Source organism: Eudoraea algarum, from assembly GCF_050589645.1.
GTDB lineage: Bacteria > Bacteroidota > Bacteroidia > Flavobacteriales > Flavobacteriaceae > JBNGOQ01.
The window spans coordinates 1-21,832 of record NZ_JBNGOQ010000004.1 but is presented as its reverse complement, the minus strand read 5'-3'; the positions used below and the strand labels follow the sequence as shown (position 1 = coordinate 21,832).

Genomic DNA, 21,832 nt, shown 5'->3' with positions numbered 1-21,832 from the left:
GTATGAACTTAAAGAAAACATAGATTCAGAAATGTTAAGGTGCTTTTTTTTAGTGGTAGCCCATGTCTTCCTCTGGACTGTATGTGGTTGTAGTGAGGGAAAGCGAAAAGAGTCTGTAACAAAGTCCTATGATACCTGGTCCTCTTATCTGGGAGGGCCCGACCGCAACCACTACTCCACCCTATCACAAATCACCAAGGAAAACGTTTCCGACCTTAAAATAGCCTGGTCCTATTCCGCCCCCGATTGGGGCCAGATGCAAATGAATCCCATCGTCGTAGATACCATTTTGTACGGCGTTACCGCCGCCCTAAGGGCAGTGGCATTAAATGCCAAAACAGGGAAGGAACTTTGGCGTTTTGGGGATTCACTAAAAGTATGGCACTCTACCAGCCGCGGGGTCTCTTATTGGGCAAAGGGAAGGGACAAGCGTATTTTGTACACCATGGGTTCCCATCTGTACGCGTTGAACGCACTAACGGGAAAACCCATAGCCAGTTTTGGTCAGGGAGGGAAAATCGATTTGCGTTCAGGACTTCCCCAAAGCGCCAAGGACAAATTTGTAATATCCAACACCCCAGGCACCGTATATCAAGATCTTATCGTAATGCCCCTTCGGGTGTCCGAGGGTGCCGGTGCGGCGCCCGGGGATATCATGGCCTTTAATATCCTCACCGGGGAACTGGCCTGGGGGTTCCATACCATTCCTCATCCTGGTGAGCCCGGTTACGAAAGTTGGGAGAACAAAGAGGCCTATAGGGATGATAAAATAGGCGCGGCCAACAATTGGGCGGGCATGGCACTGGATGAAACAACCGGAATCCTCTACGTTCCCACGGGATCTGCTGCCCCGGATTTTTATGGTGGCGATAGAAAGGGAAGCAACCTGTATTCCGATTGTCTTTTGGCTCTGGACGCCAGCACCGGAAAATTAGTCTGGCATTTTCAATTTACCCATCACGATATTTGGGATCGTGATCCTCCCGCTCCGCCCAACCTGGTCACCGTATCCAGGAAGGGGGTAAAAATTCCGGCCGTGGCCCAGGTAACCAAACAGGGCTATGTATATGTTTTTGACCGCAGGACCGGCAAGCCCTTGTTCGATATTACCGAAGTACCCGTACCCGAATCGCACTTGGAAGGGGAACAGGCCTGGAAGACCCAGCCTATACCCGCAAGGCCAAAGCCCTTTGCACGGCTCTCCCAGGATTTAACCTCAGAGGACATCAGTCCCTATGCAGAAAACGAGGCCGCATTGATGGAAATCCTGGAAAAAGCAGACAAACGCCAATATGCCCCTCCGAATATCACCCCTGTTTTGCTCCTTCCAGGCTATGATGGGGCCGCTGAGTGGGGCGGGGCCTCCGCAGATCCCGAAGAGGGCATTCTATATGTAAACGCAAACGAAATGGCGTTCCTTTTGCAAATGGAGCCCAAGGATGAGGAAAATCAGCTATCTCCTGGGGAAGGAGTCTATCGGAAGCTATGTGCCAGTTGCCATCAAAAAGACCGAGAGGGAATCTCCGCAAGCGGCTTTCCTTCACTCCTTGGACTAAAATCCCGTAAAAACAAGGAGGAAGTCGCCCTGACCATAACCCAGGGAAAGGGAATGATGACCGGCTTTCCTCAACTTACAAAGGAAGAAATAGAGGCATTGCTACGATTCTTGTTTGATCAGAAGGAAACGCTGGAAAAAGATAAAAAATACTTTTCGGAAGGGCCGGAAGGGCCACCGTACCAACACAAAGGATATACCAAGTTTTTGGATAGTCAGGGACTTCCGGCCATATCGCCCCCATGGGGAACGCTACATGCCATTGATCTAAATACGGGCAGCTATCGCTGGTCTGTTCCTTTTGGGGAAACAGCGGCCCTAAAGGCGCAGGGTTTTCCAACAACAGGGACCGAAAACTACGGTGGGGCCGTTGTTACCCAAAACGGTCTATTGTTCATTGGTGCCACCAAAGATGGGTTTTTCAGGGCCTTTGATAAACATACGGGGAAAATACTTTGGGAGTACCAGCTCCCTGCGGCTGCCTTTGCCACCCCGGCCACGTATATGGTAGATGGAAAACAGTATGTGGCCATTGCCTGTGGCGGGGAAAAACTGGGCACGGACAAAGGAAATAAAATCGTTGCCTTCGCCCTGGAATAGGCAATACAAATCCGATGATGTATTTTTGGCCCATGAAACGGTTCCTTATTCCACTTCTTTTTTTCATCTATTGCACGGTTGTTGCGCAGGAACCGCACAGGTATGAGAGAGGAATCATTATGGATTCCCTGGAAGTATCGAACTCCGAAAACGAGAGCTTTGCCCTATATCTCCCCAACTCCTTTGATCCCAACAAGCTCACTCCCGTTTTGTTCATCTTTGAACCGGCGGCTCGTGCAAAACTGGGAGTTAAGACCTTTATCCCCGCCGCAGAAAAATATGGCCACCTGCTGGTGTGTTCCAACAACATTAGAAATGGATCTTACGACCATGGCTTTGAGCTTACCAACCGTCTGTTTGCCCATATTTTTTCAAGATTCTCCATTGACGAAAACTTGATCTATCTGGCCGGGTTTTCCGGTGGGTCCCGTTTGGCATCCGCAATAGCGACCACTACCGACAAGATGGCGGGTGTAATTGCCTGTGGGGCCGGGTTTGCCCATATTCCCTTCTACCAACCCACAGTACAGGAATATGCCTACGCGGGCATTTGCGGAGATCGGGATATGAACTATCGCGAAATGGTCAATGTTCGCAATCTGTTGGAAAAGATGGATTTTAATCACACCCTGATCACCTATGATGGCGATCACCGTTGGCCGCCTAAAGAACAAATTTTAAGGGCTTTTGATTGGCTGCAGGTACAGGCGCATAAAAAAGGCCATGTTATTATGAAAGATAGTGATCTAAAGCGCTTATATCTCCGTGATTATCAGTTGGCCCAAAAAGAAGAACATAAAGAGAGATGGGTACAGGCAGCGGAAAACTATAGCCGCCTGTTGCGTACGTACAGCAGCTTCTTCAATACGGATACGGTTAAGCGAAAATTTAAGGCATTACAACAGGACAAGACTTTTAGGAGCAATCTTAAGGCCATGGAAAAAGTATTGGAGACCGAAGCCCAGCTTGTGGAAACCTTTAACAGGCGTTTGTTAAAGGATTTTGAATCGCCGGAAAAAAGCGACCTTTCCTGGTGGAAAAAAGAATTGGAGGCCTTGGAAAAGCTAGGGGTTGATTCCGGTCCGGAAATGGAGAAGATGGTAGCGCGGGTTCGATTCCATATCTTTGCCGTTGCCTTTTCAAGGAGCAACCCCAACCTCCATGAAAGTTCGGAAGCACAGCAACAATTAAGCACGGCCCTTAAAAAGTTGGTCTACCCCGAAACTGGGCGAAAAAACAGATGATTTGTTGCTTTGCAAGTAATTCCAAAATACCTATGAAAGGAAAAAGATTAAACGTATTGGAACTCTTTGCCGGCGTTGGAGGTTTTCGCTTGGGCCTGGAAAGTTCTGGAAACTTTCAAGTTATTTGGAGCAACCAATGGGAACCGTCCACCAAGGCGCAACACGCCTCCTCGGTGTATGAAAGCAGGTTTGGGGCAAAAAACCATTACAATGTCAATATCGAGGAGGTCCCTATTTCAAACATTCCCGATCATGATCTTCTGGTCGGTGGTTTTCCTTGCCAGGATTATTCCGTTGCGACTTCCTTACACAATGCGAAAGGGCTCCAGGGTAAAAAGGGAGTTCTATGGTGGTCCATACACAACATTCTGAAGCATAAAAAAAAGAAACCACACTATCTTTTTTTGGAAAATGTGGACCGCTTGCTGAAGTCCCCGGTAAAGCAGCGGGGAAGGGATTTTGCCATTATGTTAAAAAGTCTTGATGATTTGGGATACGCCATGGAATGGCGGGTAATCAACGCTGCAGATTATGGTATGCCACAGCGGAGAAAGCGCATTTTTCTTATGGGTTACCACAGGTCCACAGCATTGTACCATTCCTTGGAGAAGACCCCTCAAAAGGATTGGATGTTGACCGATGGTGTCCTGGCCAATGCCTTCCCTATCGAGTCAACGACAGCTCCGACCGCCTCACTAAAGCTAGAAGGCAATTTAGTGGATATAAGCCAGGGCTTTAATCTTGGTAAATCACTTTCCCCTTTTCTCAACACCGGGACCTTAATAAACGGCAAGGTGTTCACATTGAAAACGATGCCCGCCTATACAGGTCCAAAAATGGTGTTGGGGGATATTCTACAAAACGGGGAAGTGGATAGGAATTTTTTGATTCCAAAGGAGGACCTCCCAAAATGGGAATACCTCAAGGGTGCCAAAAAGGAAGGAAGGAAAGCTAAAAACGGGTTTAGTTATCAGTACAGTGAGGGCAGTATGACCTTTCCAGATGATATAAACGCCGCCTCACGAACCATAATTACCGGGGAAGGGGGCAAATCGCCCTCCCGATTCAAGCATGTGGTGCAGTCGCCCGCTGGCCTAAGACGCTTAACGCCAGTGGAATTGGAGCGCCTAAATATGTTTCCGGACAATCATACCAAAAAAACCGGGGTGTCCGATGCTAAAAGAGCTTTTTTGATGGGCAATGCCCTTGTGGTCGGAATCGTAGAGAAAATCGGGGCATCGTTATACGCCAAAATCAATTCTTGATTCTCTTGGGACGTCTCATGCCTATGTGTGGGATGCCGTCTTCCAAATACCCTTCACCAAAGGCCGTGAATTCCAATGAAGTGTAAAACTTTTCTAGATGGGCCTGTGCAGATACCTGTATTTCTGTCTCCCCAAAGTGCGCTACAACCGCTTTTATCGATGCTTCCATGATGTCCCGGCCATAACCGTATTTTCGTTCATCGTCACGCACCACTACCCTGCCTATGCTGGCTGCATCAAAATAATCGCCTGGGCCAAAAATCCGGGTATAGGCCACCACTTCATCCTTTTTAATCCCCAATACGTGAAGTGCACTTTTATCCTTGCCGTCCATGTCCTGGTATACACAATCCTGTTCTACGACAAAGACTGCGCTGCGTAATTGTAAAATGCTATAGAGCTCTGTGGTGGTTAAGCTGTCAAATGTCTTTACAACTGTTCTCATCATCTTATCCTAGTCCTGTACGATTATCTTTTTACTGTCACATTTGCCAAACTCTGGCTGAATGTTTACGTGATTGATACCAAATTCGCGATAGGCCTTTTCCTCTATCTGGTTCAGTATCGCATCAAACTCTGAAAGCTTAATATCCTCTTTGAAATCGATATGCGCCTCAAGATGAACCTCATCCTCATTGAGCTGCCAAATATGCACATGATGTACGTTCTTAATCGGAGGTATTTCGTTAATGGCCGCAACGATTTGCTTTACCTCTATGGTCTCAGGGGTAAACAACATCAGTACCTTGGTGGATACCTTTAAAAGATCGTATCCCATATAGATCAGGTAGACCGCTATTATCAAGGTTAGCGCGGGATCTATCCAGAAGAGGCCAAAGAATTTCATTAAAATTCCCCCGGTCAACACTGCGACCGAAGCCATCATGTCGGTAAACAAATGCAAATAGGCCGATTTCATGTTCATGTTACGGCTCGAATCCCGTTTTAGCAGAAGTACGCTAAATCCATTGGCCACAATCCCCAAAAGGGAAAGCCAAATAACAAGATCGGATGCTACTTCCTGCGGTTCCAAAAAGCGTTCCACAGCTTCCTTTATCAAAATAATGGCCACAATGATCAAGGTAGCCGCATTTACAAAAGCTGCTATAATCTCCGCTCTTTTGTACCCAAAGGTCTTATTGGAGGAGGCTTCTTTTTTGGCCAAGAGATTGGCACTATAACTTATTAAAAGGGAAAGGACATCACTGAAATTATGCAGCGCATCCGACAATAAGGCCAAACTGCCCGAAACAATGCCCCCAACCACCTGGGCCAGGGTTATAAGCACATTGAGCAGGATGGAAATAACGAGGTTACGGCCTTTCAGATCGGGATGGGTATGCGAGTGATCGTGACGGTGGGAATGTCCCATGGACTACATACAAGGTATTTTTTCTATTCTTCTTTCATGCCTACCTCCCTCAAATTTGGTGTCCAAAAATGTTTTTACCATTTCCAGGGCCTGCGGTAGGGCAATAAAACGTGCAGGTAAACTAAGAATATTGGCATCATTGTGCTCCCTGGCCAACTGTACTATTTCCTTGGTCCAGCATAATGCGGCCCGTACCTTTTGATGTTTGTTGGCAGTCATGGAGGCCCCGTTACCGCTTCCACATATGATGATGCCCCAATCTACATTTCCCTCGGCCACATCTTTTGCAACGGGATGTACAAAATCCGGATAGTCCACACTGTCGCTACCATCGGTACCATGATTGTTAATTTCTATACCCTTGGATTTTAAAAGCCCCAGGATGGCAAGTTTGTATTCCGTGCCGGCGTGATCGTTACCAATAGCTATTTTCATAATCTGTTCTGCTTAATAAGGACAAAGGTACAAATAGATACGATTACAAGATAGAACCGGGCTTATTAACAAGACATATTTTAAAAAAAGTTGAACGTATTGTAAATTAAGGTCTTATGATTTCCAAGGCATTGTTAACAAACCACTAATAAAAAGTAAGTACTAAATTTTTATTTCCTTCCAAAATACTGCCTTACAAAACAACCATCAGAACCAACAATTAATTTCTTAAATGATATTGAGAAGATATTCAAATGTATCCTACGGAAATTAACAGCGGGAAAAATTTTACTTATCAAAAAAATGCTGTTCAAAATGGTTATCAGCATTCGTTGATAACAAACCTAAGTAGCTGATTTGTAAAATGGAATATGTTGTACAGGTCAGGTAGAAATTGTCAACAAATTCTAAAAATGGTTAACAGCAAAATTTCAACCGGTTTTTTATTTCAATTATCAACATACTATAATAAACATCATTTTCCTTTTTAAAATTACTAAAGAAAGAAATAATTATAATACAATTGTTCATAAGAACGTTCTTCTTAGATGGATAAAAATCAATGTTGGTGAATTGGTTGTTGGGGTTAGGGAAACAATTTAGGAAGGTGGGAGCTTTATATGCCTTTCCAAGGGATGTTGAAAAAGTTAAGCTTGGCCCTGGAAGGGGCAGCCATTAATATTGAATAAGTTTTATCTTACAGGAACCACCAATAGATTATAATTCGTAATTTTCGCGAAATAAAAAATTTGAATGTCGAAGAAACAAAAAAGAACAAAAAGTCAAAGAAAAAACGAGATTACCAAAGGAATCTTCACTGTACTTGAAAAAGAAGCCAACAAAACTTACAATTATAAGCAAATTGCAGCCAAACTTAACATCCAAGACCCTTCTGGACGTAATCAGCTGATAAAAAGCCTGGTTCAATTAAAAGAGAAAAAAAGAATCTTGGAAGTGAGCAGGGGCCAATACCAGGCACTTGCAATTGCTAAGACCTCCCATTCCGGGAAGGTGGACATCACCGCAAGAGGTAACGCCTATATTATATCGGAGGAGTTGGATGACGATATCTTCGTGCCCTACAACAAACTCAATAAGGCGTTCCATGGGGACATTGTTGAGGTGTACGTTTTTCCTAGGAGAAAAGGGAAGAAACCTGAAGGTGAAGTGACCCGGATAATAGAGCGAAAGAAGTCCGAATTTGTCGGAATTGTTGAAATGCAGAAGACCTTTGCTTTTGTCCGCCCCACGGATTTCAGGATGTATACGGATATTTTTGTCCCCAGGGACAAAATAGGGAAGGCACAGAACGGGGACAAGGTCATTGTAACGATTTACGATTGGCCCGATAAGACAGATTCACCCTTTGGGAAAATTACCGATGTTTTGGGGAAACCCGGGGAACACCAGACAGAAATACATTCCATATTGGCAGAATACGGCCTCCCGTACGAATTTCCGGCCGAGGTGGAACGTTATGCCGATACCTTGGACACGACCATAAAAAAGGAAGAGATTTCGAAAAGACGGGATATGAGAAATGTCCTCACCTTCACCATAGATCCAAAGGATGCCAAGGATTTTGATGATGCCTTGTCCTTTGAACCTTTGGAAAATGGGAATTACGAAATAGGAATACATATTGCGGATGTGTCCCATTACTTACTTCCAGGGACCATTTTGGACGACGAGGCCTATGAACGGGCGACTTCGGTCTATCTTGTGGATCGGGTAGTGCCCATGTTGCCAGAAGTGTTGTCCAATAATGCGTGTTCCCTGCGACCACATGAAGAAAAATACACCTTCTCCGCCATTTTTGAACTCGATCAAAACGCACAGCTCAAGGGACAATGGTTTGGGCGTACGGTCATCAACTCGGATGAACGTTTTGCCTATGAAGAGGCGCAGCATATCATAGAGACAAAGCAAGGAAAAATCCCGTCAGACATTTCCATTCGCGAAGGAGCGTATTCCGTATCGGACAATGTGGTCCAGGCCACTTTGATATTGGACAGGCTTGCAAAAATTATGCGAGCGGCGAGAATGCGCTCTGGCGCTATTTCGTTTGATAAGGTAGAGGTACGCTTTAAGCTCACCGAAAATAACGAACCGGAGAGCGTATATTTTAAGGAAGCCAAAGACGCGAACAAACTGATAGAGGAGTTCATGTTGCTGGCCAATCGCAAGGTAGCGGAATTCATTGGCAAGCAGAAGCCCACGAAGACCTTTGTATACCGTATCCATGACGAACCTGACGAAGACAAATTAATGGCTCTGAACGGTATAATATCCCGATTTGGACATAGACTTAACTTTAAGGACAAAAAGACCGTTAGCGACTCTCTAAATAAGCTTCTCGAGGACGTTAAGGGCAAAAAAGAACAGAATTTGGTAGATACACTTGCCATTCGCAGTATGAGCAAGGCTATTTACACCACGGACAACATAGGGCACTATGGCCTGGCCTTTACCTATTACTCCCATTTTACCTCCCCAATTAGACGCTACCCTGATGTAATTGTGCATCGATTGCTTCAGCATTATCTCGATGGGGGCAAATCGCCCAAGGCCGAGATTTACGAGGAAAAATGTAAGCATTCATCTGACATGGAAAACCTTGCCGCCAATGCCGAACGCGATTCCATAAAATATATGCAGATAAAATTTATGCAGGACCATAGTGATAGGGAGTTTTTAGGTGTAATATCGGGCGTTACCGAATGGGGCATCTATGTAGAAATTATTGAGAACAAATGTGAGGGCATGGTGCGCATCAGGGATATAAAAGATGATTATTATACCTTTGACGAAAGGCAGTATGCCATAGTCGGAGAACGCAAAAAACGCATGTACCAGCTGGGCGATGAAGTCCATGTTATGGTGAAAAACACGGATTTGATAAAAAGACACTTGGATTTTACCCTAGTGGAACAAGATTTGTAAACGCAACAGGAGCATCTCTAAAACCAATACCATGAAAAAACTGATTTTATGCTTGGTCTTACTGTTCGGATTTCCGTCCCTAAGGGGCCAGGAGGAAAAGATAACCCGGGAACTAGAGAAATTTACAGAGATTAAGGGTTTTGACGGCATTTCCATCAACTTGATAAAATCGGATAGTAACAGGGCGGTGATTACCGGGGCCAACACACAAAAAGTGGCCATAGTGAACAACAATGGCCTACTGAAGATACGCATGCAGATCGATAAGATCTTTAGTGGATACCGAACCTTTATTGACCTGTATTACACCGAAACATTGGTGGTCATTGATGTAAATGAAGATGCCAGAATTACATCGGATCAGACCCTAACACAAGAGGTATTGGAACTTAAGGCTCAAGAGGGTGGAGAAATAGAATTGAATTCCGAGGTTGAACAACTATTGATAAAGACCGTGAGCGGTGGTGTGATCACGGCCACTGGAACGGCCAGGGTACAGGATGTAAATATTAACACCGGCGGCGTATATCAAGGAAAGGACATGCGCACAAAATTTTGCACCATTGCGGTAAATGCGGGCTCCAGTGCCGAAATATATGCAACGGACTACGTGAAGGCCACGGTTAAGGCAGGGGGCGAGGTATCGGTATACGGCGATCCGGCCAAAATGGACGAGAAGACGGTGTTCGGAGGCAAAATTACAAGAATGTAAATTACGAGAACCAAGGACGTGCTATGTTAGAGGATATACAGGCGGCGATACCACTGGGCTTTTTATTGAGCTTTATCATAGGGCCTGTTTTTTTTGTGCTATTGGAAACTAGTGCAGTCAAAGGATTTAGGGCCGCCCTTTGTTTTGACCTCGGAGTAATTTTAGCCGACCTGCTTTTTATTACCATTGCCTACTTCAGTAGTTTTCAACTTCTGGAAAACCTGAGCAATCAACCAGGACTCTATGTTTTTGGGGGCGTCATTCTCTTAGTGTACGGCATTACCACCTTCATTAAAAAGCAGGCCAAGGAAGCGCAACCCAATCTAAGGGTTACCAAGGGCGATTACCTTAGTTTGTTTGTAAAGGGCTTTCTGCTCAATTTTATCAACATTGGGGTGCTGGTATTCTGGTTGGGCGTCATCATCGTCGTTGGCCCTAGTTTGGACAATGACCCCGATAGGATAGTGGTTTTCTTTACCGCCATGATCATCGCCTATCTTATTACAGATGTTTTTAAGATTTTACTGGCCAAGCAACTTAGAAGGCGCCTAACGAGCAAGCGTATCCATCTTATAAAAAAGGGAATAGGGGTTATTTTGATTATCTGTGGGCTGGTGCTGATTACCAAGGGCTTTTTGCCCAAGGACAGGTTGAACATAGAAAAGGGAATCGAAATGATGCGAGAACAATAAGTTCGGTAGTTGGCCAAAAACAAAAAAACCTGCCGTTGAAGACAGGTCTTTTTTTGGAGGCATCGAGCGGATTCGAACCGCTGTACAAGCTTTTGCAGAGCTGTGCCTAGCCACTCGGCCACGATGCCATTATTGTGGTGCAAATGTAGTACTTTTTTAAATTTACAAAAGGTAAATTACAATCTCTTTTCGTTTAGTTGCACGGTAACCATTTCAACATCCCCGCCTATAGGAGGATTTATCTTGGAAACGGAGACTTCGGCTTCGGTGGCCATCTCGATTTCTGAAAAAATACGATTGAGTATGCGTTTTGCCACATGCTCCAATAGTTTTGAAGCAATTTTCATCTCTTCCACTACAATTTGGTTGATCTGGACGTAATCCACGGTATCTGCCAATTTATCGGATATCGATGCTGGAGAAAGGTTTGCGCGGACCAAGACGTCTACCCGGTAATCACTGCCTATGATACTTTCCTCGGCCAAGCAACCGTGATGGGCATACACCCTAATATTGTTTACTTTTACGACTCCCATGTTATGGTAAAATTTGCACAAATTTAGTGCAAAGGTAGGACAATTACCCGCTTGTAAACGGAATTGTTAAGGATGCGTAGGGACGGGTTTGCCATCCATTAATAGGTACATCTGCAATTGCTCAGGCCCTGGAAGAGATCTACCCCTACGGTAAGCACGTGGGTCCCCGTACTGAAGCCCAGAATCTCATTGAGAATGACCTGATAGGAATACCCAAAGTAAAAGTTACTTTTCTTGAACCCAACAATAGGGGCTATATACAAAGGATCGCCAATTTGGTCGTTCAGAAAACGATAGGTGACGCCGGCGTAGTAATAATCCTCAAAATCGTACCAACGAAATTTCACGTTCAAATCCGTCACGGACCGACCATCACTTTCGAAAAGCTGGAAAAATATCGAGGGTTCTATCTCCAGATTGCTGTTTTTGTTCTTGGTATAGCGGTAGCCCGTGTAAACGTAGTAGTTTCTCAAGGTGTTGGGCTCAAAGACCGGATTGAATTGCGTAAGGTCCTTCTCCAACAAGTTGGAGGCGTTTACGCTGAAGTAGAACTTGTCCTTTCTATAGAGAACACCAATATCAAAATTGTGGTTGGTAGTGGCCCTGTCATCGGTTACACTGGGGTCTATGTCATCGAAATTCTCGATATCGATCCTGAACTGGTTAAAATTGTAGGAGGCCCCAAAAGAAAGAAACTCATCGTCATACCGGTCCAAGGTCAAATGGTGCGCGAAAGAGGCACGGGCGCCACGCTGTTTTGTTTCACCATTGCTGTCATTGTACAATACGATGCCTATCCCCGATCGTTGGCCGATGCGCATATCCGCCGCAAGGGACTGGGTGTCCGGGGCGTCTTTAATGCCCACCCACTGGGTAAGTCCGTTCAAACGTATTTTTACATGATCCCCGATGCCGGCATAGGTAGGCGACATCACAAAGGGATTGTCGGCCAAGTACTGCGACAGCTGAGGTATGGTCAGCTCTTGTCCTGTGGCAACAAGCGCGCTCACGAGCAGCATTAGAGTCAATATTTTAGTGCGCATAATACTGTAGGTTAAGTTTTTAGCGATAAAGGGTAAAATGTCCAATAAATTCACGGTCATCGGTCTCGCCCTGAAGCTTAATTACATACCAGTAATCGCCTGTAGGGAGCTCTGTATTGTGATACATACCGTCCCATCCCGGGTCATTCAAGCCCATTCGATAGACCTCTCTACCATAACGGTCAAATATGATGGTTAGTATCTCGGGGAAAGCCTCTTGGTTTCTGGGCACCCAGAAGTCATTGAGACCATCTCCATCCGGGGTAAAGAAATTGGGAATCTCGATATCTATAAACTCTATAAATATGTCTCCGGAAACCTCACAACCATTCTGATCCACCAGCCTTACGGTATATGTATCGGTTCTGTTTATGATGAAGGTGTTGTCCGTTCCGTTGTCCACATCGCCAAAGAAAAAGGTATAATCCTCCAGGCCTCCAGCGGCAACAGCGGTGATCTCATTGATATTGTTTTGCTCCAACGTCAGGGTCAAGGGTTCAAAATCCAAGATTTCGAAATCGACCGTATTAACACATCCGTTGGCATGCGAAATAGCAATGAAATGCATTCCCGGTGTGGAATCCCTAAAATCGGGATTCAGTTGCATATCCGCCGGATCGGTGGAATCCAGGGCATACATTACAGAGCCCAGAACGGTATCGTCCTCGAGTGTAATGTTCACATAATTGTTTGGGGTATCCCCATCACATTCATAGACGGGAACAACCGTTGCATTGAGATTTACACCAGGGTCAATAGTGATGATAAGATTGGTTTCACAATCCTGGGCATCTCTAATGAACACCACATAGGTACCTGCAGCCAAATCCGTAAAACTCGTTTGACCCAGCACAAAATCTGCATCGTTGTTGGAGTTTAGGCTTGTTCGGTAGGGCGCTGTACCACCATTGATCGTCACATCTATGGAACCGTCCGCACTACCGAAGCAAACTTCGGGCAATGCCGTAAACGTGGCATCTATGGGCGCGGGCTCCACAATGGTGAACTGGAAGGGAATAAAACAACCCAGCTCATCCTGTGCAATTACATCATATACGCCCGGCGCAAGATCAGTGAACACATTTTCGGTATCGAACTGATTGAGGTTCGGGCTTATGGCATATAGGATGCTTCCGGTTCCACCGGATACTTCAACGGTTATTGTACCATCATTCAGTCCGGCACAGGTTACATCAGTAAACTCCTGCCTGTCGATCTGTAGGGGAGCGGGATCGGTAATCAACACTTCGTTGGAGACCGTCTCACAATCAACACTGGTAACGCGTACATAGTAACTTCCGGCAGTGAGGCCGTTGAACTCATCGCTGGTCTGTGGACCCGCCAATAAACTCGTCAGGGCGGCATCTCCATACAGTTCGTACGAATAATTGCCCAGACCTCCGGTTACGTTGGCAATAATGGTCGCCGTGGCCTCGCCGGTACAGTTGATAACGGCCGCACTGTCATCAATAGTTATGGTCAAGGGTAGAATGGGGTCAACAGTAATTTGATTCGAAATCAAACCACTACACCCAAAGGCATCCTGTACGTAGTATTGATAATCTCCTGCGGCAATTCCGTTGAAGGTATGTGTGGTTCCTCCGCTGAAAGGGAAGAAGGTTACATTGTCCGTACTATATTGATAAGGTCCGGTACCGCCAGTGGCAGAAAGTTCCAATGAGGCATGGGTGGTACAGGTCAAAGGACTCGTCTGTATCAGAGAGCTGGCCACATCCGTCGGTTCGCTAATGGTCACCTGAATGGTTTCCACACCACAGCTCCAACCATCCGAAACGGTGATGCTGTATATACCAGCACCAAGGTTATCAAATATTGGTGAACTCTGTGCGCCACTGGTAAAGGTAATCGTTGTACCCACAGCATCGTAATAGTTCAATTGATACTGGTACACCCCTTCCCCATTGAGCACGTTTATGGCGGTCACAGTGGCATTGGTATCCCCAAAACAGACCAAAGTGGTTGGTGTTGCGGTTATATCCGCTGTAATTGGGGTGGGTCGGATCAAGTTTATCGCATCATTGTACACGCAACCGCCGTTATCGGTTACGGCAATGGTGAAGTTCCCTGCGGAAAGACCGGTAAAGACATGACTGCCGACGTTGGAAACATTGTATACCTGAGCTGTTGTGGTATTGGTCAATACGATATCGTATGGGGCATACCCACCATTGGGGTCCACCAATATCTCGCCCTGGTCGTTGGTACAGGTCACATTGGCTTCCTCAGATACAATGGCCACTAACGGGGTATCCGGAGAGACTATTGTAATCGTGTTGGAATCTTCCACACATAGGGGGTTGGCGGTTTCGGTTACCCTTACAAAGTAATTTCCACCTGAGAGTCCAGCTATGGGGAACGGATTTGTCGTGGTGTTGCCCGCACCTGTGATTCCTGTAGTTACACCAGCATCGGTAAACACTTCATAGGTATACGCACCGGCATAATCCGTTACAGTTATTTCCAGCGCACCATTGGTATCGCCAAAACAGGTCACCGGCGTGGTCGCCGTTGCTACGACGTCAATAAGGTCATAGGGAGCAATCACATAAGGTGCTGTATCCACATAGCAACCCGTTGTTGTATCGGTAACCCGGAAGGTATAGCTTCCCACAGCGGTAAGGTCAAATTCCGTCGTGGTATTCAAGGCCGTTGGGACTTCGGTTCCATTTGGATTCCCAAGCGGCAAGAGTTCATAGGTATAGCTGTTGGCCGGATTGCCATTATCGGCAACGGTAATCGTTACTTCCTCGGGTCCCGCACAGCTTATCGCCACATCTTGGGCAACGGTGGCCATGAAGGTGTTCAAAGGCTCAATCGTAGGCACGGCAAAACTTACTGGGCAATTGTTTGCATCGGTGACGTATACCGTGATATTTTGGGCGGTTCCATCATCTATGATTTCAAAGGTGTTGGCCGACTGGAAGTTTACATTATCGATACTGTACAGATAAGGTCCGGTTCCGGAAGGCACTCCAGGAGTGGTTGCACCATCCAAAATATTGACAGTTATAGTCGATGTGTTCACACTGTTGTCCGGATTACAGTCGAAGGCCGTAGCCGATGCATCGATCAACAGTTGCGTAGGCTCAGTGACTTCCACGGTTTCCCTCAGCGAACAACTTCTACTGGAAATTGCCTCTACCTGGTAGAATGCGGCAGACAACCCACTGAATGTCGGATCGGTCTGCGGACCGGCCAATAAGGTGGTGCCCAGGGCATCGTACAGGTTATAGGTGTAGATCGGGTTGTCGTTTATGCCTAAAGCGGCCGGGGTCAGATTAACGGTAATCTCACCATCACTAAGGCCGTTGCACGAAACGTTGACAATAGTATGTGGATCAAAGGTAACCGGTGTTGGTGCATCCAATACCTGTGTGATTGTTTTTGTACATATGGGACTTGCCGTATCAAGATCGGTAACCACAAAACTATAGGTTCCCACCTGCGTCAGTCCGGTGAACACCCCTGTTGCATTGGAAACCGTGGTGACCAGATCAGGGAAGGTGATGGTGAAATCAAGGTTGGCGGATCCTCCGCTTGCAGCGACAGTAATCTCACCTCCAGGAGTTGCCGTACAATCTATCGGCTTAACCACGGTGGCAACAAGGTTTATCTCCTCGTAAAGCAGTACAGCGGCTGTCGTAAAGGAGCACGACCACTGGTCGGTAACGCGCACCTGGTAGCTTCCCGCTCCGAGCCCTGGGAACACGGTGGTTGTCTGGGGCGCTCCGGTATCGATGCCCCCCCTTACGAGCTGGTAGGTATAGTTGCTCCCCTGTCCGCCGGTGGTTCCGATCACTTCGATCTCTCCCTCGAGGTTGGTACAGTTCTCCTGGTTGATCTGGAGGCTTGCCGAGATGGGCGTGGGGTCGACCAGGGTCACATCGGGCAACTGGAACTCGCACCCGTTCATATCGGCCACCCATACCTGGTAGTCGGTCCCAGGTGCCAGTCCGCCCGCAAGGGCTGAGAAGCTGGGCGAAGCCTGGTAGCTGGCCGGGTACGTTGGGGCCGGGTTGGATGCCAGGTCCACGAAATAGGTATATCCTCCCCATCCCCCGAGTACGTCTATGACCTCTATTACGCCGTCGTTCAGGGCGCAGGTCACGGGTGTCACCTGGGTGTTTGCGGTGATCGCCGCCGAGGGCCCGTTGATGGTGAAGGCCTCGGTATTGGGGCAGAAGGGGTGGTTGGTCTGTGTTATGGTCACGTAATAGCTTCCGGCGGCCAGGTTGATGGTGGCCGTTGGCCCGTTGGTGGCTTCGTTACCGGTGGCCACTGAGGTATCGTCCGCCATGTTGGCCGGAGTCCCGTTGGTATCGAATATCTCCCAGTCGAAGCCTCCGGGATAGGTGGCGTCCACGAGTTCGAAGGTAACGGCGCCGGTATTGGTCCCGAAGCAGATCACGTCGCTGAGCTTCACCACGTCAATGGTAAAGGTATTGGGGTCGGTGATGGTCTCGGAAGTGCTTATGGTACACCCGGTGTCCACGTGCCTTACGAGGAAGTTGTGGGTCCCTACGCCGAGTCCGGCAAAGACGTTGGATGCCTGGTAATTGGCCCCGTTGTCGATACTGTACTCGAAGCGTGTGGGGTCGCTGTTGGTGGAGGTCACGGTGACGGTGATCTCCCCGTCGGTCCCCGGGGTACAGCTAATGGCCGCTGTGATGGCGGCCGAAGCCGTCAACAGTTGGTCATAGGGCAGTATGGTCGCCGTAGTGGTGCCCACGCACCCCATATCGTCGTAAACGTTGATGATGTAGGTCCCCCCCAGGAGGTCGGTCTCGGCATATGAGGTATTGGGCCCTGACTGCACCACGACGTCGTCTCCGGTGGCGGGGGTGCCCTGGTCGTCGATGAACTCGTATAGGACATAGGAGCCGCTCCCCCCCGTGACGGCGGTACCGTCCACGGAGATGATGGCACTGTCCACGTTGTTGCCCGTGGCACAGGCGAATTCGGTGACGGTAGCATTCACATTTGCAATAGGATCGGGCTGTACAATAACTTGTGCTATATCCGTGGTACAAGCGTTGGTTGCTGTTGCACGAATGGTGTAGGTAATCCCGGCACCGACAACACCTTCCAATCCAATAAAACTTGCAGTTGTAGCGGTGGTCGCTGTGGGAGCTATCGGGAAAGCCGCGCTACTTCCAGGTCCGGATATGATTTCAAAAGTATACGGCCCAACGCCATTATCTACGGCGGCGACGGTTATGGTTCCGTCATCGGCCCCGTTACAGGTGACATCGGTAAAGGCGCTTATGGAAAGAATCGGTAAGACCGCATCCACAAGTTCTTGATCAATCGTGGTACTACACGCATGTCCAACGGCTTGATCCGTAATGGTAAAACTATAGGTGCCCACTTGGGTCAGTCCGGTAAATACACCGGTGGTATTGGCAATAGTGGTAACCAGGTCGGGGAAGGTGACCAAATAGTCGAAGCTTCCGGAGCCCCCGGTCTGTGTAATTGTTATTTCACCGCCCGGAGTTACGGTACAGTCTATGGGTTTTACGATAGTTGCCAAGGGGACAATTTCATCATAGAGCAGAGTCGCCGGTGTCGTAAAGGAGCACGACCACTGGTCGGTGACGCGCACCTGGTAGCTTCCCGCTCCGAGCCCTGGGAACACGGTGGTTGTCTGGGGCGCTCCGGTATCGATGCCCCCCCTTACGAGCTGGTAGGTATAGTTGCTCCCCTGTCCGCCGGTGGTTCCGATCACTTCGATCTCTCCCTCGAGGTTGGTACAGTTCTCCTGGTTGATCTGGAGGCTTGCCGAGATGGGCGTGGGGTCGACCAGGGTCACATCGGGCAACTGGAACTCGCACCCGTTCATATCGGCCACCCATACCTGGTAGTCGGTCCCAGGTGCCAGTCCGCCCGCAAGGGCTGAGAAGCTGGGCGAAGCCTGGTAGCTGGCCGGGTACGTTGGGGCCGGGTTGGATGCCAGGTCCACGAAATAGGTATATCCTCCCCATCCCCCGAGTACGTCTATGACCTCTATTACGCCGTCGTTCAGGGCGCAGGTCACGGGTGTCACCTGGGTGTTTGCGGTGATCGCCGCCGAGGGCCCGTTGATGGTGAAGGCCTCGGTATTGGGGCAGAAGGGGTGGTTGGTCTGTGTTATGGTCACGTAATAGCTTCCGGCGGCCAGGTTGATGGTGGCCGTTGGCCCGTTGGTGGCTTCGTTACCGGTGGCCACTGAGGTATCGTCCGCCATGTTGGCCGGAGTCCCGTTGGTATCGAATATCTCCCAGTCGAAGCCTCCGGGATAGGTGGCGTCCACGAGTTCGAAGGTAACGGCGCCGGTATTGGTCCCGAAGCAGATCACGTCGCTGAGCTTCACCACGTCAATGGTAAAGGTATTGGGGTCGGTGATGGTCTCGGAAGTGCTTATGGTACACCCGGTGTCCACGTGCCTTACGAGGAAGTTGTGGGTCCCTACGCCGAGTCCGGCAAAGACGTTGGATGCCTGGTAATTGGCCCCGTTGTCGATACTGTACTCGAAGCGTGTGGGGTCGCTGTTGGTGGAGGTCACGGTGACGGTGATCTCCCCGTCGGTCCCCGGGGTACAGCTAATGGCCGCTGTGATGGCGGCCGAAGCCGTCAACAGTTGGTCATAGGGCAGTATGGTCGCCGTAGTGGTGCCCACGCACCCCATATCGTCGTAAACGTTGATGATGTAGGTCCCCCCCAGGAGGTCGGTCTCGGCATATGAGGTATTGGGCCCTGACTGCACCACGACGTCGTCTCCGGTGGCGGGGGTGCCCTGGTCGTCGATGAACTCGTATAGGACATAGGAGCCGCTCCCCCCCGTGACGGCGGTACCGTCCACGGAGATGATGGCACTGTCCACGTTGTTGCCCGTGGCACAGGCGAATTCGGTGACGGTGACCACTGGAATATTAATGATGTTGGGTTCCGCAATGACAATTCCTGCGATGTCCGTGGTACAGCTATTGGTGCCTGTCGCCGTAACCGTATAGGTGTTCGGCGGTAAATTTTCAAAGGTATTGGTAGCCGCATTGAAGGTGCCTGCTACCGGTGAGATCGTATAGGTCAACGGATTGATACCATTTTCTGTCTGGAAAAGGCTTATGGATCCGTCATTGGCACCATTACAGCTTAGGTCTATATGGGTTTCGGTGAAAATGGGCGTAACCGCTGCCGGGACCACCACATCAATGGACCCTAGACAATAGGGCACCGAAGTACTCGCATCATAGACGGAGACGGTGTAGGTACCGGGCAGGCTCGCCAAGGTCCAAACAAAGGGATCTGATGGCAGCGCTGTTTGTACTTGGTTTACGGGTCCTGCAACGGAGTATTCATAAGTGCCGGAACCGGCAATTACATCGATTGTTATCTCTGCATTATTGGCCGGGGCCACCTCACAATCCAAGAGTGTGGTCAAGGTAGCATTGAATTGCAACGGAGGATGTATGGTGAAATTTTCTGTTTCCCCACATCCGTTGAGATCCCTAATTTCAATGGTTTGCGCGGCTCCTGAACTGAGTCCACTTACCGTATATTCGTTACTCACGTTGAAGGTAATACTCTGGTAGGCGCCTCCATTGACACGTAGTTGATAAGGGGTAATTCCGGCCACATCCAAGGTAACCAGTACCTCAAAAGTTCCTTCGGCCACACACTCGTCCACGATAGACAAGGAAATTTCCGGACTTGGGTCTAGATTTACCGTAATGGCGTCATTTTGGATACAATTGTTCGCATCTTTTACATACACGATGTAATCACCGGATTCCACGTTGGATGTAGTAGCGCTTACCCACCCAGCGGAAGCCGCAGTAGGTGCTGGATCAGTGCTCAACAAATACTGAAATTCATAAGGAGCGGTACCAAATTGCGCAGTAGCGGTAATTACACCGGCATTCAGGTTACAATTGTCATTGGTAGGCGAGGCCGCTGTTACCGTTAAGAGGTTGGCAGATTCGTCTATGGTAAAATCGGCCGTGCTTATGGAACAGCCATTATGTGTGCCTCCAACCTCGGTCAACAGGATGTAATATACGCCTTGTGGCAAGGTGCCAAAATTGGATATGCTAACCCCTCCTGCAGGGGGATTAACAGATGCCGTTCCGGTAAAACCGGTGGTAAGATTGGACTGGGCATTAAAGATTTCATAGGTAACATCCGTGGCTCCAGCGTCGTAATTGTCAAAGGTAAACGAAACATTTCCGTTGGCAGCCCCGGTACAGGTAATATTGGCCACAGCGTCCAAGGTAGCGGTCATGTTCGAAAGGGTATTGATCGGAGCGGCCGCCGTTTCAAAGTAATAACAATTGGTGGTGATATCATGCACCACGAACGTATAGGTAATACCAGGGGTAAGGCCCGTAAAAGTATGGGTAGGTCCACCCGCAACATCTGGCGGGAAATAGGTGGAAGCGTAGGGCACCGCGAAAGTATCCAAAATTCCAAATTCATAGTTTGTTCCCAAAATGGCGGTTGTTACGGTTACTACAGCTGTTCCTCCAGTTGCGCAATCTGCCGTTATCGCCGAAACGTCTATATCCAGATCATCCGGGGGAGATGCAATAATGTTGGTGGTTCTTACAGAACATCCATTGGCATCTACCACATCCACTTCGTAGATGCCGAATTCCAAGATGGCAAAGGTGTGGTCTTCCCCACCTGAGGTGGTTACATAGTTATCTGTATGACCGTTATTTCCAGTAAGATAATAGGTATATTCCGCTGTTCCTCCGAGCAAATTCTCGACGGTAATCGACCCGGGGTCGGTTCCGGTGGCCGGATTACAGGTTATGGGCACCAAATTAATGCCATAGGTGATGGCATCGGGCTGGTTGATGGAGACTGGAAATACCGCAGAGGTACATCCTTTATCATCTGTTATGGTCACTTCGTAGTCCCCTGCAGGCAAGCCCGTAGTCTGTGTACCATAGTTGGTAGCCGAAACGGTTTCTATTACCTCAATGACGTATGGTGGACTTCCTATAGACGTATCTATGACCACATCCAAGGCGCCCGTGCTGTCTCCGTTACAAAGGACATGGGTTGGCGTAATGGAAGTGATGACAGGGGTATCGGCGGGGTTAACAACGATGGCATTGGTCACTACGGTACAGGCCGTAGGTGCCGTGGTATCGGTTACCCTAAAGATATAGGATCCAGCTGTAGGTGTGCTAAATACATTGGCAACAAAGTTGGTTGTGAAATAATTAACTCCTGCATCGTTGGACCACTCGTAGGAGTAGCTTCCCGAACCTCCGCTGGGCGTTATGGTTACCGACGCATTGGCCAAACAGGTCAGGTCCGTATTTAATAGGGCGTTGGCCGTAAGTTGTGGGTTAATGGTCACGGACTGCTGCGTTGCCGGGCATCCGAACTGGTCCTGTACGTCAATGGTATAGGTTCCGTTGGCCAGGT

The 21,832-nt window shown here is 48.3% G+C and carries 12 protein-coding genes and 1 tRNA gene; 6 read left to right on the top strand and 7 right to left on the bottom strand.

Annotation, left to right across the window (positions count from 1 at the left end):
• The first annotated feature begins 31 nt into the window (after positions 1-31).
• From ACRD67_RS15135 to dcm, 3 genes are read left to right on the top strand one after another with little or no spacing between them, the layout of a single operon-like run.
• Complete coding sequence (locus ACRD67_RS15135) at positions 32-2,155, top strand: outer membrane protein assembly factor BamB family protein (RefSeq protein ID WP_430968064.1); 2,124 nt, start codon at positions 32-34, stop codon at positions 2,153-2,155.
• A gap of 14 nt (positions 2,156-2,169) precedes the next feature.
• Positions 2,170-3,399, top strand: a complete 1,230-nt coding sequence (locus ACRD67_RS15130) for a hypothetical protein (RefSeq protein WP_430968063.1) — start codon at positions 2,170-2,172, stop codon at positions 3,397-3,399.
• A gap of 32 nt (positions 3,400-3,431) precedes the next feature.
• Entirely contained in the window at positions 3,432-4,664 is a 1,233-nt protein-coding gene (dcm, locus tag ACRD67_RS15125; RefSeq protein ID WP_430968062.1) for a DNA (cytosine-5-)-methyltransferase, read from the top strand.
• Here the strand turns inward: dcm and ACRD67_RS15120 are convergent.
• The 3 genes from ACRD67_RS15120 to rpiB are packed head-to-tail and all read right to left on the bottom strand — an operon-like array spanning position 4,654 to position 6,471.
• Positions 4,654-5,112 carry a GNAT family N-acetyltransferase gene (locus tag ACRD67_RS15120; protein ID WP_430968061.1) on the bottom strand — a complete coding sequence of 153 codons (459 nt, stop codon included), beginning with the start codon at positions 5,110-5,112 and terminating at the stop codon, positions 4,654-4,656. The genes dcm and ACRD67_RS15120 overlap by 11 nt on opposite strands.
• A 6-nt stretch (positions 5,113-5,118) precedes the next feature.
• A complete protein-coding gene (locus tag ACRD67_RS15115; RefSeq protein ID WP_430968060.1) occupies positions 5,119-6,036 on the bottom strand; it encodes a cation diffusion facilitator family transporter in 918 nt (305 codons plus the stop codon).
• Between the two features lie 3 nt (positions 6,037-6,039).
• Complete coding sequence (gene rpiB / locus ACRD67_RS15110; RefSeq protein ID WP_430968059.1) at positions 6,040-6,471, bottom strand: ribose 5-phosphate isomerase B; 432 nt, start codon at positions 6,469-6,471, stop codon at positions 6,040-6,042.
• 753 nt (positions 6,472-7,224) lie between these two features.
• Here rpiB and rnr point away from each other — a divergent pair.
• Genes rnr through ACRD67_RS15095 form a run of 3 tightly spaced genes read left to right on the top strand, consistent with a single transcriptional unit; the run spans position 7,225 to position 10,818 of the window.
• Positions 7,225-9,414, top strand: a complete 2,190-nt coding sequence (gene rnr, locus ACRD67_RS15105; protein ID WP_430968058.1) for a ribonuclease R — start codon at positions 7,225-7,227, stop codon at positions 9,412-9,414.
• 31 nt (positions 9,415-9,445) lie between these two features.
• Positions 9,446-10,126, top strand: coding sequence for a head GIN domain-containing protein (locus ACRD67_RS15100; RefSeq protein ID WP_430968057.1), 681 nt, complete (start codon positions 9,446-9,448; stop codon positions 10,124-10,126).
• Between the two features lie 23 nt (positions 10,127-10,149).
• On the top strand, positions 10,150-10,818 hold the full coding sequence (locus tag ACRD67_RS15095; RefSeq protein ID WP_430968056.1) for a LysE family translocator: 669 nt from the start codon (positions 10,150-10,152) through the stop codon (positions 10,816-10,818).
• A 54-nt stretch (positions 10,819-10,872) separates the two neighbouring features.
• On the opposite strand, the gene ACRD67_RS15090 is transcribed toward ACRD67_RS15095, so the two are convergent.
• The 4 genes from ACRD67_RS15090 to ACRD67_RS15075 all read right to left on the bottom strand — a co-directional run bounded on the left by ACRD67_RS15090 (position 10,873) and on the right by ACRD67_RS15075 (position 21,764).
• A tRNA-Cys gene (locus ACRD67_RS15090) sits at positions 10,873-10,946 on the bottom strand.
• A 48-nt stretch (positions 10,947-10,994) separates the two neighbouring features.
• Positions 10,995-11,354, bottom strand: coding sequence for a dihydroneopterin aldolase (folB, locus tag ACRD67_RS15085; RefSeq protein ID WP_430968055.1), 360 nt, complete (start codon positions 11,352-11,354; stop codon positions 10,995-10,997).
• A 98-nt stretch (positions 11,355-11,452) separates the two neighbouring features.
• Positions 11,453-12,397 carry a PorP/SprF family type IX secretion system membrane protein gene (locus ACRD67_RS15080; protein ID WP_430968054.1) on the bottom strand — a complete coding sequence of 315 codons (945 nt, stop codon included), beginning with the start codon at positions 12,395-12,397 and terminating at the stop codon, positions 11,453-11,455.
• Positions 12,398-12,416: 19 nt separating this feature from the next.
• Positions 12,417-21,764, bottom strand: a complete 9,348-nt coding sequence (locus ACRD67_RS15075; RefSeq protein WP_430968053.1) for a T9SS type B sorting domain-containing protein — start codon at positions 21,762-21,764, stop codon at positions 12,417-12,419.
• Positions 21,765-21,832: the final 68 nt, after the last annotated feature.